At 72.1% G+C, this 13897-nt stretch carries 13 protein-coding genes; 9 read left to right on the plus strand and 4 right to left on the minus strand.

Features of this window, described 5'->3' with window-relative positions; translation table 11 throughout:
- Positions 1-65: 65 nt before the first annotated feature.
- Positions 66-1856 carry an AMP-dependent synthetase/ligase gene (locus ABZ810_RS29525; RefSeq protein ID WP_358408893.1) on the minus strand — a complete coding sequence of 597 codons (1791 nt, stop codon included), beginning with the start codon at positions 1854-1856 and terminating at the stop codon, positions 66-68.
- Between the two features lie 229 nt (positions 1857-2085).
- Between ABZ810_RS29525 and ABZ810_RS29530 the strand changes: the two genes are divergently transcribed.
- From ABZ810_RS29530 to ABZ810_RS29555, 6 genes are all read left to right on the plus strand, one after another.
- Complete coding sequence (locus ABZ810_RS29530) at positions 2086-2784, plus strand: copper homeostasis protein CutC (RefSeq protein WP_358408895.1); 699 nt, start codon at positions 2086-2088, stop codon at positions 2782-2784.
- Between the two features lie 66 nt (positions 2785-2850).
- A complete protein-coding gene (locus ABZ810_RS29535) occupies positions 2851-3618 on the plus strand; it encodes a metallophosphoesterase (RefSeq protein ID WP_358408897.1) in 768 nt (255 codons plus the stop codon).
- A 46-nt stretch (positions 3619-3664) separates the two neighbouring features.
- The gene (locus ABZ810_RS29540; protein WP_358408899.1) at positions 3665-4099 is read left to right on the plus strand and encodes an SRPBCC family protein; all 435 of its coding nucleotides are present in this window, start codon (positions 3665-3667) and stop codon (positions 4097-4099) included.
- A 67-nt stretch (positions 4100-4166) separates the two neighbouring features.
- On the plus strand, positions 4167-4625 hold the full coding sequence (locus ABZ810_RS29545) for a hypothetical protein (RefSeq protein ID WP_358408902.1): 459 nt from the start codon (positions 4167-4169) through the stop codon (positions 4623-4625).
- A gap of 60 nt (positions 4626-4685) precedes the next feature.
- Entirely contained in the window at positions 4686-5630 is a 945-nt protein-coding gene (locus tag ABZ810_RS29550) for an ROK family glucokinase (protein ID WP_358408905.1), read from the plus strand.
- Positions 5631-5724: 94 nt separating this feature from the next.
- On the plus strand, positions 5725-6447 hold the full coding sequence (locus ABZ810_RS29555; RefSeq protein ID WP_358408907.1) for an endonuclease/exonuclease/phosphatase family protein: 723 nt from the start codon (positions 5725-5727) through the stop codon (positions 6445-6447).
- Positions 6448-6457: 10 nt separating this feature from the next.
- Here the strand turns inward: ABZ810_RS29555 and ABZ810_RS29560 are convergent, their stop codons facing one another.
- Positions 6458-7393, minus strand: coding sequence for a hypothetical protein (locus tag ABZ810_RS29560; protein ID WP_358408910.1), 936 nt, complete (start codon positions 7391-7393; stop codon positions 6458-6460).
- A gap of 331 nt (positions 7394-7724) precedes the next feature.
- On the opposite strand from ABZ810_RS29560, the gene ABZ810_RS29565 reads away from it, so the two are divergent.
- Together ABZ810_RS29565 and ABZ810_RS29570 are read left to right on the plus strand one after the other, a co-directional pair.
- Positions 7725-8438: a lysophospholipid acyltransferase family protein gene (locus ABZ810_RS29565; RefSeq protein ID WP_358408912.1), complete on the plus strand. Its 714-nt coding sequence runs from the start codon at positions 7725-7727 to the stop codon at positions 8436-8438.
- Positions 8439-8460: 22 nt separating this feature from the next.
- Positions 8461-9699, plus strand: a complete 1239-nt coding sequence (locus ABZ810_RS29570; protein ID WP_358408914.1) for a DUF5931 domain-containing protein — start codon at positions 8461-8463, stop codon at positions 9697-9699.
- On the opposite strand, the gene ABZ810_RS29575 is transcribed toward ABZ810_RS29570, so the two are convergent.
- Positions 9691-12294 (minus strand): AAA family ATPase, encoded by a 2604-nt coding sequence (locus tag ABZ810_RS29575; RefSeq protein ID WP_358408916.1) that lies wholly within the window; start codon positions 12292-12294, stop codon positions 9691-9693. The genes ABZ810_RS29570 and ABZ810_RS29575 overlap by 9 nt on opposite strands.
- 1 nt (position 12295) lies before the next feature.
- Positions 12296-12985: a hypothetical protein gene (locus ABZ810_RS29580; protein ID WP_358408919.1), complete on the minus strand. Its 690-nt coding sequence runs from the start codon at positions 12983-12985 to the stop codon at positions 12296-12298.
- Between the two features lie 166 nt (positions 12986-13151).
- On the opposite strand from ABZ810_RS29580, the gene ABZ810_RS29585 reads away from it, so the two are divergent.
- Positions 13152-13790, plus strand: coding sequence for a response regulator transcription factor (locus tag ABZ810_RS29585; protein WP_358409089.1), 639 nt, complete (start codon positions 13152-13154; stop codon positions 13788-13790).
- Positions 13791-13897 lie beyond the last annotated feature (107 nt).

The raw sequence follows: 13897 nt of genomic DNA on the forward strand, positions 1-13897 counted from the left end.
GGCCTCCCCGCGGCGGGGAGGCCGGCGCTCGGCTCATGGTCCGGGCGTCAGGGTCGTCCTGGGAGTCAGGACGAGTAGAGCCGGTCGATCTCGGCGGAGAAGTCCCTGATGACGACGTTGCGCTTCACCTTGAGGCTGGGCGTCATGTGCCCGGCCTCCTCGGTGAAGTCGACGCCGAGGATCTCGTACTTCTTGATCGCCTCGGCGTGCGAGACCGACTTGTTGGCCTCGGCCACCGCGGCGTCGATCTCGGCGACGACGTCCGGGTCGCGGCGCAGCTCCTCGACGGTCATGTCGGCCGGCTTGCCGTGCTGGGCCTTCCAGGGGGTCAGCGCCTCCTCGTCCAGCGTGATCAGGGCGCTGATGAACTTGCGCCCGTCGCCCACGACCAGGCACTGGCTGATCAGCGGGTGGGCGCGCAGCCGGTCCTCGAGCGGGGCGGGCGCGACGTTCTTGCCCGCGGCCGTGACGAGGATCTCCTTCTTGCGCCCGGTGATCCTGAGGTAGCCCTCGGCGTCGAGCGTGCCGATGTCGCCGGTGTGGAACCAGCCGTCCTCGAGGGCCTCCTTGGAGGCGGTCTCGTTGTTCCAGTAGCCGGTCAGGATGTTGATGCCCTGGACCAGGACCTCGCCGTCGTCGGCGATCCGCACGGTCACGCCGGGGATCGGGCGGCCGACCGTGCCGATCTTGATGGCGGTGGGCCGGTTGACGGTCGCGGGGGCGGTGGTCTCGGTGAGGCCGTAGCCCTCCAGGATCGTGATGCCCACGCCGCGGAAGAAGTGGCCGAGCCGCTCGCCCAGCGCGGCGCCGCCGGACACCGCGTACTGCACCTTGCCGCCGACGGCGGCGCGCAGCTTGCCGTAGACGAGCACGTCGAAGACCTTGTGCCTGGCCTTGAGGCCCAGACCCGGCTTGCCGTCCTGGATCGCCTTGCTGTAGGCGATCGCGGTCTCCGCGGCGGCGGCGAAGATCTTGCCCTTGCCGTCGGCGGAGGCCTTCTGCTCGGCACCGTTGTAGACCTTCTCGAAGACCCGCGGGACGGCGAGCAGGAAGGTCGGCTGGAACGAGGCGAGGTCGGGCAGCAGTCCCGCGATGTCGCTGTGGCCGAGGACGATGCCGCCCTCGATGCAGGCGACCTCGATCAGCCGGGCGAACACGTGCGCCAGCGGCAGGAACAGCAACGTCGAGCTGCCGTCGACCGCGACCTCGGAGATCGCGCCCTGGATGGCGTTGCGCGCGGTCAGTACGAAGTTGCCGTGGGTGAGCTCGCAGCCCTTGGGGCGGCCGGTGGTGCCCGAGGTGTAGACGAGCGTGGCGAGGTCGCCGGAGCCGCGGCTGCGGCGCCGCTCGGCGATCGTCTCGTCGGCGACCTCCTCGCCCAGGGTGACGACGGCGTCGAGGTCGCCGGCGTCGATGCCCCAGACGTGCGAGAGGCCCGGGAGCTCCTCCCGGACCTCGGCGATCGCGGCCAGGTGCTTGTCGGACTCGGCGAACACGGCCTTGGCGTTGGAGTCGCCGACGATCCACTTGACCTGCTCGGCGGAGGACGTCTCGTAGATCGGCACGGCGACCGCGCCGGCCGTCCAGATGGCGTAGTCCAGAACGGTCCACTCGTACCGCGTCCTGGACATCAGGGCGACCCGGTCGCCGGGCTCGACGCCCGCGGCGACCAGTCCCTTGGCGATCTCGGTCACCTCGGCGGCGAACTCGGCCGCGGTCACCGCGCGCCAGACGTCGCCGGACTTGCGCCGCAGGACGATCTGGCCGGGATGGGCCGCGGCCCGTTCGAACGGCGCGTCGGTCAGATTGGTGGAGCCGGGCACCTCCACCATGGCGGGGACGCTGAACTCGCGCACGGCCACTCCTTGCTTGAGCACTGCAAACGGCGGGGACGACGGTACCGGTTTCCCGTGCCCCAAGGATACCCACCAGTAGGTAAGCACCTGTTCATGCCCGTGTCGGCCTGGGTTTCCGGTTAACGGTGAGGCAAAGACCACGACCGGCCACCCGGCCGGGACCACCGGGTCGCCTACCCTTGAGCTGGACGTTTACGGGGAGCGGGATGCCGGTGATTCGGGAGGTTCGATGGCGCTGCTCGAGGTGATCGCGCTGGACACGGCCGACGCGCGCGCCGCGCAGGAGGGCGGGGCCGACCGGATCGAGGTCGTCGCCGACATGGCCGCCGACGGGCTCACCCCCGATCCGGACGTGGTCGCGCGCATGAGGGAGGTCACATCACTGCCGCTGCGCGTCATGGTGCGGGCCAACGCCGGTTTCCGGACCTCGGCGCACGAGCTCGACCGCCTGCGGGTGGCGGCCGAGACCCTCAAGGAGGCGGGCGCGGACGGCTTCGTGCTGGGCTTCCTCGACCCGTTCGGCCAGATCGACGTCGGCGCCACGAGCAAGCTGGCCGCGGTGGTCGCGCCGCTGCCGTGGACGTTCCACCGCGCCCTCGACCACGCGGTGGACCCCGCGCCCGCCTGGCGGACCGTGCGGGAGCTGGGCGGCACCCTCGACACGGTGCTCACCGCGGGCTCGGCCCGCGGCGTGGACGCCGGGGTCGACCTGCTCGTCCGGCGCGCCGCCGAGGGCCCGGACGCGGCCGGGATGATCATGGCGGGCGGCGGACTGCGCCGTAAGCACGTGGCGGTCCTGGGCGCCGCGGGGGTGTCGAAGTTCCACGTCGGCACCGCCGTCCGGCCGGACGGCGCGTGGGAGGCGCCGGTGGACGCGTCGCTGGTCCGCGAGTGGAAGGCCCTCGTCGCCGCCGCGACGGACGACTGAGGCGGCACGGCCGGGAACGCCCGGCGCGGGGTCATCGGTACGGCCCGGCCCCATTAGAGTCGGTTCATGCGGATCCATGTGGTGAGCGACGTCCACGGCCGCGCGGAGGCACTCAAACGCGCGGGGGACGGGGCGGACGCGTTCATCTGCCTGGGCGATCTCATTCTCTTCATCGACTACTCCGATCACGGGCAGGGCATCTTCGCCGACCTGTTCGGTCAGGAGAACGCCGACGAGTTCATCGCCCTGCGGACGCAGAAGCGCTTCCAGGAGGCCCGCGACTTCTCCCGGCGGATGTGGGAGTCGCTCGACGGGGACGCCTGGCCGCACATCGAGCGCGCGGTGCGGCGCCAGTACGAGGAGCTCTTCGAGGCGATGCCCGTCCCGGCCTACCTCACCTACGGCAACGTCGACATCCCGCACATGTGGGCCGACTATGCCAAGGAGGGGCACCACGTGCTCGACGGGGAGGTGACCGAGATCGGCGGGCTGCGGTTCGGCTTCGTCGGCGGCGGGCTGCGCACCGAATACCGTACGCCGTACGAGCTGGACGACGAGGTCTACGCCGAGAAGGTCGCCGCGGTGGGGGCCGTCGACGTGTTGTGCTGCCACATCCCGCCCGCGGTGCCCGAACTGCTGTACGACACCGTCGCGCGGCGCTTCGAGCGGGGGAGCGAGGCGGTGCTGGCGGCCATCCACGAGACGCAGCCGAAATACGTGCTCTTCGGGCACGTGCACCAGCCCCTCGCCCGGAGAATGCGTATCGGACGCACTGAATGTGTGAATGTGGGGCATTTCCGGGCCGGTGGGGTGCCTTATGTGTTGTCGGTGTGAAAAATACTTTCCAGGGCACGGCGAGCCGGAGTGAAGGGAACGCGAGATGGCCGACCGGACGAGTTCTTCGATCACGATCAAGGCGGCGAAGACCGAGATCATGGCGGTGATCGCCGACCTGGAGGCCTATCCGGGCTGGGCGAGCGGCATCCGCGAGTTCGCCGTCGAGGAGACCGGGGCCGACGGCCGCCCGGCGCGGGCCCGGCTCACCTTCGACGGCGGCCCGTTCAGTGACACCGTCGGGCTCTCCTACCACTGGGAGGGCGACGACGCCGTCCGGTGGGAGCTGGTCGACAAGGGCAACGTCGTGACGAGCCTGCACGGCGCCTACACCCTTGCGGAGGGCGGCGGTGGCACCGACGTCACCTACGAGCTCGCCGTCGACGTCCGGGTGCCCATGATCGGCATGGTGAAGCGCAAGGCGGAGAAGCGCATCATCGACTCGGCCCTCAAAGGCCTCAAACGACACGTCGAGAGCTGATTAATCCGGTCGTTACCAGGGCAGGAGCGGTACGTTTCTCGCCGACGACGAGATGGAAAATGTTCTTATGACCGAGCAACCAGGCGATGCCCTCGACGAGGCCGCCAAGCTCTTCGGCTCGCTGTGGCGCAGGATCGGCGGCACCGGCGGGGGCAATCCCGGGCAGCGCGGCGCGATGGGCGAGCCCGACGACGTGTGGAGCCGTGCCACGGCCGACGACGTGTGGAGCCGCGCCGCGGCCGGCGACCCGCACATCGCGACCGGCGCCCCCGAGTGCCGCAACTGCCCGATCTGCCGGGCCATCGCCCTGGCGCGCGAGACCGGCCCCGACGTCACGACGCACGTCAGGCAGGCCGGGCAGTCGCTGATGGCGGCGGCGTTCGACGTGCTCGCGGCCTTCGAGCGCACCCGCGCCCCCGGGCGGCCGAATGACCACCGCGCTCCTTCCGAGCCCGGCGGGTCCCGGCCGCCCGGCGAGGGCGGCGGCGGGCCGTCCGCCGGGAACGATCCCATCGACATCGGGTAGCGCACGCAGGAACGTGCGCGACGGGCTCCGCCGGGGCCCGTGAAAGAGGAGGAACCGTACATGGCCCTGACCATCGGCGTGGATGTGGGGGGTACGAAGGTCGCCGCGGGTGTGGTGGACGACCGCGGCACGATCCTGGAGAAGGTACGGCGTCCCACACCCTCCACCAATCCCAAGGAGACCGCCGAGGTCATCGCCGAGGTCGTCGACCTGCTCAAGAGCAAGTTCGAGGACGTGTCGGCGGTCGGGCTCGGCACCGCGGGGTTCGTCGACGAGGCCCGTTCGACCGTGCTGTTCGCGCCCAACCTCGCCTGGCGCGAGGAGCCGATCAAGCAGAAGGTCGAGGAGCAGGTCGGGCTCCCGGTGGTGGTGGAGAACGACGCCAACGCCACCGCGTGGGGCGAGGCGAGGTTCGGCGCGGGCCGCGGCGAGGACTTCCTCGTCCTGATCACCCTGGGCACCGGGATCGGCTGCGGCATCATCATCAACGGCGAGCTCTACCGGGGGCGGTTCGGCATCGGCGCCGAGGCGGGGCACTTCCGGGTGGTGCCGGACGGCCGCCGCTGCGGTTGCGGCAACCGCGGCTGCTGGGAGCAGTACGCCAGCGGCAACGCGCTGGTGCACGAGGCCCGCGAGCTGGCCCGGGTCTCCCCGGCGATGGCGGGACGGCTGCTGGAGCTCGGCGACGGCTCGCCGGAGGGCATCAGCGGCCCGGAGGTCACCGAGGCCGCCCGGGAGGGCGACAAGGCCGCGCTGGAGTGTTTCCGCACGGTCGCCCGGTGGACCGGTCAGGGGCTGGCCGACCTGGCCGCGATCCTCGACCCCGGGGCGTTCATCATCGGCGGCGGGTTGTCGGACGCGGGCGACCTGCTGCTCGACCCGACGCGCGCGGCGTTCGAGGACGCGCTCACCGGCCGCGGGCACCGCCCGATGGCCGAGATCAGGATCGCCGAGCTCGGCTCGGCCGCCGGGATCGTCGGCGCCGCGGACCTCGCCCGGATCTGATCCGGCGGCGGGTCCGGCGCGCGGCGGGCGATCCTTTCCTGACCGATCACCTGACCGGGATCCGGGATTGGCCCACGGTGGGGAGGTGGCTGGGGTGACCACCGTTCGCGTGATGAGCTACAACATCCGTTCGCTGCGGGACGACCCCGGCGCGGTGGCCCAGGTCGTGCGCATTCTCCGGCCCGACGTGCTGTGCCTCCAGGAGGTGCCGCGCTTCTGGTGCTGGCGCTGGCAGCGGTGGCGGCTCGCGCGCGCCTGCGGGATGAAGATCGCGGCGGGACGGCGGGCCTGCGGCCTCGCCGTGTTCATCGGGCCGAGGGCGCGCCGGCTCGGCAGCGAGTTCCACCTGCTGACCAGGGTCCCCGGGATCCACCGGCGGGCGCTGGCGGTGGCGGTGCTGGAGGTCGGCGCCGGGCCGGACGCGCGCCGGATGATCGCCGCCAGCACGCATCTGGACCTCTTCGACGAACCGCGCCGCGCGCACACCGGCGAGCTGATCGCGAGCCTCGACCGGGCGCGCCGCCACCACGGGGCGCCCGTGGTGCTGACCGGGGACATCAACGAGCAGCCCGGCGGCGTCTGCTGGACGATGCTGCTCGCGGGCTTCCAGGACGGGTGGGCGGTGGCGCCCGCGGGGGAGGAGCCGACCTTCTCGTCCCGCGACCCGCGACGCCGCATCGACGGCGTCTTCGCCGACCGCACGATCGAGGTCACCGGCTGCGGCGTCCCGGCCGATCCCGAGGTCGCCGCGCTGTACCCGGCGGCCACCGACCACCGTCCGGTCGTCGCCGACCTGAGGCTCCCCGGCCCGGCCTGACGCCGGCGGGTCAGACCACCGCGCCGTCGTCGGGGTCGCGCGGCTCGTCGCCCATCCGCAACACCAGCGTGACGAACCCGCCGATGAACGCGGCCACCGCCAGGAACGCGGCCCAGCCGGGCACCTCCCAGTCGAGGATCACGGTGACCAGCAGGTAGACGGGACCGCCGATCAGCGCGATCCAGGCGCCCTTGGTGAGCGGGTCGGTGCTCGGCAGCGGCGGGGGCGGCGGCGGGACGTAGTGGCCCTCGTCGTCGGACCCGGGGAACTCCTCGTCCTCGCCGTCGGCCGGCTTGATCACGCGGGCGCGGGGGAGGCGGCCGGTGCGGTCGTCGCCCGGCTCGGGCTCCTCGGGCTCCTCCTCCTGGAGGTTCTCCTGGTCGGGCCAGGGCACCCGGTCACCCTCGTGGGTGGCGTCGAACCCGGCGACGATCTCGGCCCAGATGGCGTCCTCGTCGCGTTCGGCGGACGAGGGCCGGTCGCCGCTGCCGCCCTCGCCGGCCGGGCCGGTGCCGGCCGGCCTGGCGCCGGCGTCGTCGGGGTCGTCCGCGCCCTCGCCCTTGCGCGGCGCGGTGTCCAGGCCGCCCTGCGGGGCGGTGTCGAGCCCGCCCTGCGGCCCGGTGTCCAGGGTGCCGCCCTCGTCCGGCCGCTCCTCGAGCATGTCGGACTCGGCGCCCCGCGCGTCGCGCAGCCGGGTGAGCTGGGCGCGCAGGATGCCCTCGGCGGTCGGCTTCATGTCGACGTCCACGTAGAGCCGGTCGAGGGCGTCTCCCGCCGTCAGCCCGGCGATCGGCGCGGGCTCGTCGGCGATCTCCTCCGGGGCGGCGGCGTAGGCCGCGACGCCCGCATCGCGCAACGCCGCCAGCATGGCGTCGGCCAGATGCGGGGCGAGGTCGACCAGCGGGGAGTAGGTGTCCGCTGACAGTCCATTGCCACGGCGATTCACGGGGCCGGCTCCTTCGTCGACTCCGGCGTGACCGGCAGCACCGGCATGGCGGTCCTCGCCCCCCTAAGACGTCTGTGCCCCGGTGTGCCCGCCCGTGAGCCTCGGCGACACTCCTGGACACCCCGAAACGTGTGTCCCACGGTATTCGCTGCGCCGCGCGGGACAAGCCCCCGGACGCACCCGATTGTGATTTCCTCCGGAGAGCCTACGTTCCCCGGGCTGTGACCGGCACCACGGGGCGCGGGGACCGCGGGCTCCTGGTGTGGGCAGCAGGGCCACGAGATGGGAAGATGTGCCATCATCCCCGGTTCGTCGGAGAAAAGGTGTCGGCATGCTCTGGTTCTGGATCCTGCTGAGGATCATTCTCTCGCCGATCATGTACGTCGTCTGGCGCCCCCGGAACTCGGGCATGAGGAACGTCCCGAAGCGGGGTCCCGCCCTCCTGGTCGGCAACCACCTGTCGTTCGCCGACCACTTCTTCGGCCCCCTGCCGCTGATGCGCCCGATCTTCTTCATCGGCAAGGACGACTACTTCACCGGTACGGGGATCAAGGGACTGGCCACCAGGGCCTTCATGACCGGGGTGGGCGTCGTGCCGGTCGACCGCACCGGCGGCAGCGCCGCCGAGGCCGCCCTGCAGACCGGCCTGCGGATCCTCAACGAGGGCAAGCTGCTGGGGATCTACCCCGAGGGCACCCGGGCGCCCGACAACCGGCTCTACCGGGGGAAGACCGGCGCCGCCCGGCTGGCGCTGAAGTCGCGGGTGCCGGTGGTCCCGATGGCGATGATCAACACGTTCGAGCTGATGCCGCCCGGCAAGCCCTACCCCAAGGTGGGCGTGCGGCCCGGCGTGCGGTTCGGTGCGCCGCTGGACTTCTCGCGCTACTACGGCAGCGAGGACGACCACGAGGTGCTGCGCAAGATCACCGATGAGATCATGCAGGCGATCCAGGAACTGTCGGGCCAGGAGTACGTCGACCGGTACGCCGCCGACGTCAAGGCCGAGATGGCGGGCAAGGAGCCCCGGCCGTCCGACGACGACTGACGCGGGCACGGACGTGGGCGGCATGGGGCTCGAGGCCGCGTTGTGGCGGGCGGTCTCGGTCTACCGCGTGATCGCGCTGGCCTACGCCGCGATCATGATCGTCAAGAACTTCGGCGACTACCGCCATCCGCTGGGCGGCTGGGTCGTGCTGGGCGTGATGACGGCCTGGACCGCGATCGCGACGTACGCCTACGCCGACGCGTCCCGGCGCGGGTGGCCGCTGCTCGCCGCCGATCTGGCGGTGGCGTCGGGCTGCCTGCTCGCCACCGCGTGGGTGGAGCATCCGACGCGGCTGGCGCTGGGCGAGCCCACTCTCCCGGTCTCCTGGGTCGCCGCGGCGGTGCTGGCGTGGGCGGTCGTCGGCGGCAAGCGGCTCGGCATGACCGCCGCGCTGGTGCTGGCCGCGTCGGGCGTCCTGGTGCACGCCATCGCCGGCACGGGCAGCAGTTTTCCCGGCAGCACGCTCAACGGCATCGTGTTGCTGTTCATGGCCGGGCTCGTCGTCGGGCACGTGGTCAAGCTGGCCCGGGACGCGGAGGCGCGGCTGGCCCGCGCGGTCGAGCTGGAGTCGGCCACCCGGGAACGCGAGCGGCTCGCCCGCCGCATCCACGACTCGGTGCTCCAGGTGCTGGCGATGGTGCAGCGGCGCGGCAACGAGATGGGCGGCGAGGCGGCGGAGCTGGGCCGGCTGGCGGGGGAGCAGGAGGCCGCGCTGCGGGCCCTGATCGGCTCGGGACCCGCGGCGTCCGCCGTCTCGCGGCCCGCGTCGCCGCCGGCGGCGCGCGGGCGGGGGCCCGGCCGATACAGGAACGGTGACGGAGACAGGAACGGTGACGGAGGCGGGAACGGTGACGGAGGCGGGACGCCGGTCGACGTCCGGTCCCTGCTGACCGGCCACTCGTCCACGACCGTGACCGTCTCGACCCCGGCCACCCCGGTCCACCTGCCCGAGCACGCGGCCGGCGAGCTGGCCGCGGCGGTCGCGGCGGCGCTCGACAACGTCCGGCGGCACGGCGGCGACGGCACGCGCGCCTGGGTGCTGCTGGAGGACGGGCCGGGCCCGGGCGAGGTCACGGTGAGCGTGCGCGACGACGGCCCCGGCATGGAGCCCGGCCGCCTGGCCGAGGCCGCCGCCGCCGGCCGGCTCGGCGTCGCCCAGTCCATCCAGGGCCGCGTCCGCGACCTCGGCGGCACGGTCTCGATCATCTCGGCGCCGGGGGAGGGCACCGAGATCGAGATGACCGTGCGCTCCTCAGCCTGACGGCGCCCCCGGCGGCCCCACCGGCCCCGCCGGCCCCGGCGGAGACGGGGTCCGCGCGCTGTCCCGCACCACCGGCTCGGGGCCGGCGGGCAGGCTGAGCTGGACCGGGGTGCGGCCCCGGTGGGCGGCCAGCGCGGCCTGGTGGTAGGCCTCCAGCTCCCGCCGGAACCGCGGGTCGGCGTAGAGCCGGCCGTCCACCAGCGGCCCCTCGCGGCCCTCCATCACGGCGAGCACGTCCTCGCCCTGGAGCGTCTTGTGGGTCTCCAGCGCGTGCGCCACCGCGAGCACCGCGACACGGTCCTGCTCCAGCATGCGTTCCACCTGCTTGAGCAGCACGGTGAGCTGGTCCTCGATGCGGTCGGCGAGCGCGCGGCGCATCTCCTTCTCCGCCTCCTTGGCGCCGCGCCCGCCACCGCCCGGCGTGCCCGTGCCGAGCTGGTCGGAGACGGCGTGCGAGGAGATGGTGGAGCCCATGCCCCAGTAGCCCTCCATCAGCGAGGCCACCCGCGTCGCGGACTCCAGGTCGCCGGACACCCCCGACGAGCTGTCGCCGCCGAAGAACATGCGCTCGCCCGCGAGCGAGGCCAGCGAGACGAGGACGTCGGACTGGTACTCGCTGCGCCACTGGGTGAACTGGTCCTCCACCGGGATGCTGGCGACCATCCCGAGGTACTCCGCGCCCTTCTCGATCGTCGCGATGTCGATCTCCAGATGGCGGCGCGCCCTGATGGCCACCACCGCGTGGCAGGCCTCGTGCACGGCCGTCGCGTGCCGCTCGCGGTCGTGGTATTCCACGCCCTCGGGCGGTCCCAGGCTCTTCAGCTGCTTGGCCTTCATGACGTCGGCCCAGGTGATGACCTCGCGGCCGTCCCGGATGGCGGTGATGAGCGCCTCGTTCACCAGGTCCTTGATGCTCGCGCCGGTCGCGTACGGGGTGATCGTGGCGAGCTTGTCGATCTCGTCGCCGGTGAGCTCGTGCGCCACCTTGGAGAAGTAGCCCTCGTACGTGCGGACGCGCCCCGCCTTGGACGGGTAGCCGACCTTGTAGATGCGGTCGATGCGGCCCGGCCGCAGCAGCGCCTCGTCCAGCGCCTCGGGCATGTTGGTCGCCATCATGACCAGGATCCGGTACTTGGGCGGCGGCTTGGGCTTCATGCCGAGCAGCCGCCGCACGTACCTGTTGACGAAGCCGCGCGGCTTCTTGAGCCCGGACAGCTCGGTGAGCAGCGCCTGGAGAGTGCCCATGTCGCCGCCGCCACCGCCGTTCATGCCGCCGCCCATGAAGAACCGGTCGCGGCGCGGCGACGGCCCGCCGGCGCCGGGACCGGCGCCGGCGAGCGCGTCGCGGGCGAGCTGCCAGCGGGTGTCGGGGGACAGGTAGGAGATCCCGTGGCAGCCCGCGGCCTGGAACGCCGCGGGCCTGGCCCCGGCCGGGCCGGCGCCCGCCGCCGGCCGGCCGCCCGGGCCGACCTGGGCGAGGGCGCCGCGGCGGCCGAGGGAGTCGGCCTCGTCGAAGAAGACGATCACGCCGCCGTACCGCAGCGACAACTTGCGCAGCTTGCGGAACAGCGACTTGACCTTGAGCACGCCGATGCCCATGAACATCTGGATGAACGCGCCGGGGTCGACGAAGACGTACGGGTGGCCCGTCTCGCCCGCCACCGCCTCGGCCATCAGGGTCTTGCCGGTGCCGGGCGGTCCCCACAGCAGGATGCCGCCGGGCACGTACCCGCCCTTGGCCTCGATCTCGCGCGGCCGCTCCAGGAAGACGATGTTCTCCTTGACCCGCTCGACGACGTGGTCCTGGCCCCAGACGTCGCCGAACCGCGTCGTGATGTCGTCGGGCATGTAGGTGTCGATGCCGCCCCGGGACAGGAACCAGAACAGTCCGACGAACTGGATGATGATCACGAAGAACAGGAAGACGATCTGGAGCAGGAAGGGGAGCGCCTTCCAGAGCAGCGCGGGCGCCTGGAACAACGCCAGCACCGGCGAGGTGTCCAGCAGCTTGCCCGCGACGAACGCGAAGACCGCGATCCAGAAGGCCCAGGTCACGGCCCGCCAGACGCGGTACCGGGTCCACGGCCTGAACCGGCGGTGCGTGGTGCGTTCGAAGCCGCCGAACACCCGGTGGGTCCAGAAGTGGTGGTAGCGCCCCCACCGTTCGCTGACGAAGAAGTGCGCCTGGCGGACCAGCTCCAGCCCGAGCAGCACGAACACCCAGGCCGCCGCGCTCGCCTGCTCGCGCATCGCGTCCACGAACGGCAGCAGCGGGTTGTCGGCCATGGCCGCCCAGACGAGGACGAACCACAGCAGCGTCAGGAGGAGCAGGTAGCGCACGCGGTCCCAGAGCGACTGCCGCTTGCGCGTGGCGAACGTGACGCGGCTTCCGGGGGCCGCGTCGCTTTCAGGGACTGCGTCGCTTTCGGGAGCCGCGTCGCTTTCAGGGGCCGCGTCGCTTTCAGGGGCCGCGTCGCTTTCAGGGGCCGCGTCGCTTTCAGGGGCCGCGTCGCTTTCAGGGGCCGCGTCGCTTTCAGGGGCCTTGGCGTCCTCAGGAGCCTCGGCGTCGCCGCCGCGCCCGCGCCGGAAGATCATGTCAGGTCCTCACCGTGAAGGAGCGGGCGATCGAGTCCAGTTCGCCCTTGCGGTCCAGGAAGCAGCGCGCCGAACAGCGGATGACCATCACGTACAGACGGCCCTGGTCGCTGGCGTACGAGCTCACGTCGAAGGTCTGCAACGTCAGCAGGGTGGGGAACCGGTAGTTGAACGTGGTGCGGACGCCGCGCAGGCCGTCGCCCTTCGGCTCGAGCTCCTCGTCGCGCAGCAGCTCGAAGTCGCTGAGCCCGCCGTTCTGCTGGGCGAGCGTCTGCCGGGCCCCCTCGGTCACCGGCAGGAACGCGTCGCGGAGGCGGTCGAGGGAGATCGAGCCGCGCTCCTCGCGGGTGAGCGGGCGGATCAGGGCGAAGACGAACGGCTGGTCGGTGTTGAGACCGTAGAAGTGGAACGCGTCGGGGTCGTCGTGCGCGTCGTAGCCGATCGACCACATCGTCTTGGGCCGTGCCTGGGCGGCGGCCGAGTCGGGATCGTCAGAGGTCATCGCGTTGTCGAGTTCCCGCTGTTCGATCTTGTGCCATTCGGCGGGGACCTTGAAGTACGTCTTCGCGGTGGAGTTCTTCACATACGTGAAATCAGGAGCTCCGCACGCGGTCAGGGTCGTGACCAGCATCGCGGTCGAGGCGACCGCCACCCGGCCGAGCGGAATGGTGCGCACGCCAGGTCGCGCCATGGAGCCTCCGCGGGGGAATGCAAGATAGGTGCCTGACGCATATATGCCCCGAAACGCGTATCACACCCCGGTAGCGGTTGAATCACGCCGATATCTCGGTGACCGACCCTGGCCTACAGTGGCGCACGTGAGTGACGTTCCCTCCGAAACGGACCCGCTCCGGGTGATGGTCGTCGACGACCACCCGATGTGGCGGGAGTCCGTCGCGCGCGACCTGACCGAGGCCGGCCACGAGGTCGTGGCGACCGCGGGGGAGGGCCGGACCGCGGTGCGCATCGCCGCCGCGGCGCGTCCCCAGGTGGCGGTCGTCGACCTCCAGCTGCCCGACATCAGCGGGGTCGAGGTGACCCGCCACCTCGCCGCCGCCGAACCGCCCGTCCGGGTCCTGGTGCTCTCGGCCAGCGGCGAGCAGGAGGACGTCCTGGAGGCGGTCAAGGCGGGCGCCACCGGCTACCTGCTGAAGTCGGCCGCGCGGGAGGAGTTCCTCGACGCGGTGCGGCGCACCGGTGACGGCGACGCCGTCTTCACGCCCGGCCTCGCGGGCCTGGTGCTCGGGGAGTACCGCAGGCTGGCGTCGGCGCCGCGGCGCGAGGAGGACGACGCCCCCCGGCTGACCGAGCGCGAGACCGAGGTGCTGCGGCTCGTCGCCAAGGGCCTCACGTACAAGCAGATCGCCCAGCGCCTGGTGCTCTCCCACCGGACCGTGCAGAACCACGTCCAGAACACCCTCAACAAGCTCCAGCTGCACAACCGCGTCGAGCTCGTCCGCTACGCCATCGAAAAGGGCCTCGACCAGGACGACTGACCGGCCGTTCCGGCGGTGTGCGCGCTCCCAGCGTCACAAGACGCGAAACCGAATCGGATCCTGGCGCATCTATTGCGGTAGGAGGCATCGGGACCGGTGCCCGGGCG

The sequence above is a fragment of the Spirillospora sp. NPDC047279 genome, from assembly GCF_040643285.1.
Lineage (GTDB): Bacteria > Actinomycetota > Actinomycetes > Streptosporangiales > Streptosporangiaceae > Spirillospora.

Bases quoted from the DNA above. Each gene is read 5' to 3' on its own strand.
- ABZ810_RS29545 (WP_358408902.1), top strand. From the start codon at position 4,167: ATGACCGAGCAACCAGGCGATGCCCTCGACGAGGCCGCCAAGCTCTTC.
- ABZ810_RS29540 (WP_358408899.1), top strand. From the start codon at position 3,665: ATGGCCGACCGGACGAGTTCTTCGATCACGATCAAGGCGGCGAAGACC.
- ABZ810_RS29580 (WP_358408919.1), bottom strand. From the start codon at position 12,985: ATGGCGCGACCTGGCGTGCGCACCATTCCGCTCGGCCGGGTGGCGGTC.
- ABZ810_RS29565 (WP_358408912.1), top strand. From the start codon at position 7,725: ATGCTCTGGTTCTGGATCCTGCTGAGGATCATTCTCTCGCCGATCATG.
- ABZ810_RS29535 (WP_358408897.1), top strand. From the start codon at position 2,851: ATGCGGATCCATGTGGTGAGCGACGTCCACGGCCGCGCGGAGGCACTC.
- ABZ810_RS29570 (WP_358408914.1), top strand. From the start codon at position 8,461: ATGGGGCTCGAGGCCGCGTTGTGGCGGGCGGTCTCGGTCTACCGCGTG.
- ABZ810_RS29550 (WP_358408905.1), top strand. From the start codon at position 4,686: ATGGCCCTGACCATCGGCGTGGATGTGGGGGGTACGAAGGTCGCCGCG.
- ABZ810_RS29530 (WP_358408895.1), top strand. From the start codon at position 2,086: ATGGCGCTGCTCGAGGTGATCGCGCTGGACACGGCCGACGCGCGCGCC.
- ABZ810_RS29585 (WP_358409089.1), top strand. From the start codon at position 13,152: ATGGTCGTCGACGACCACCCGATGTGGCGGGAGTCCGTCGCGCGCGAC.
- ABZ810_RS29575 (WP_358408916.1), bottom strand. From the start codon at position 12,294: ATGATCTTCCGGCGCGGGCGCGGCGGCGACGCCGAGGCTCCTGAGGAC.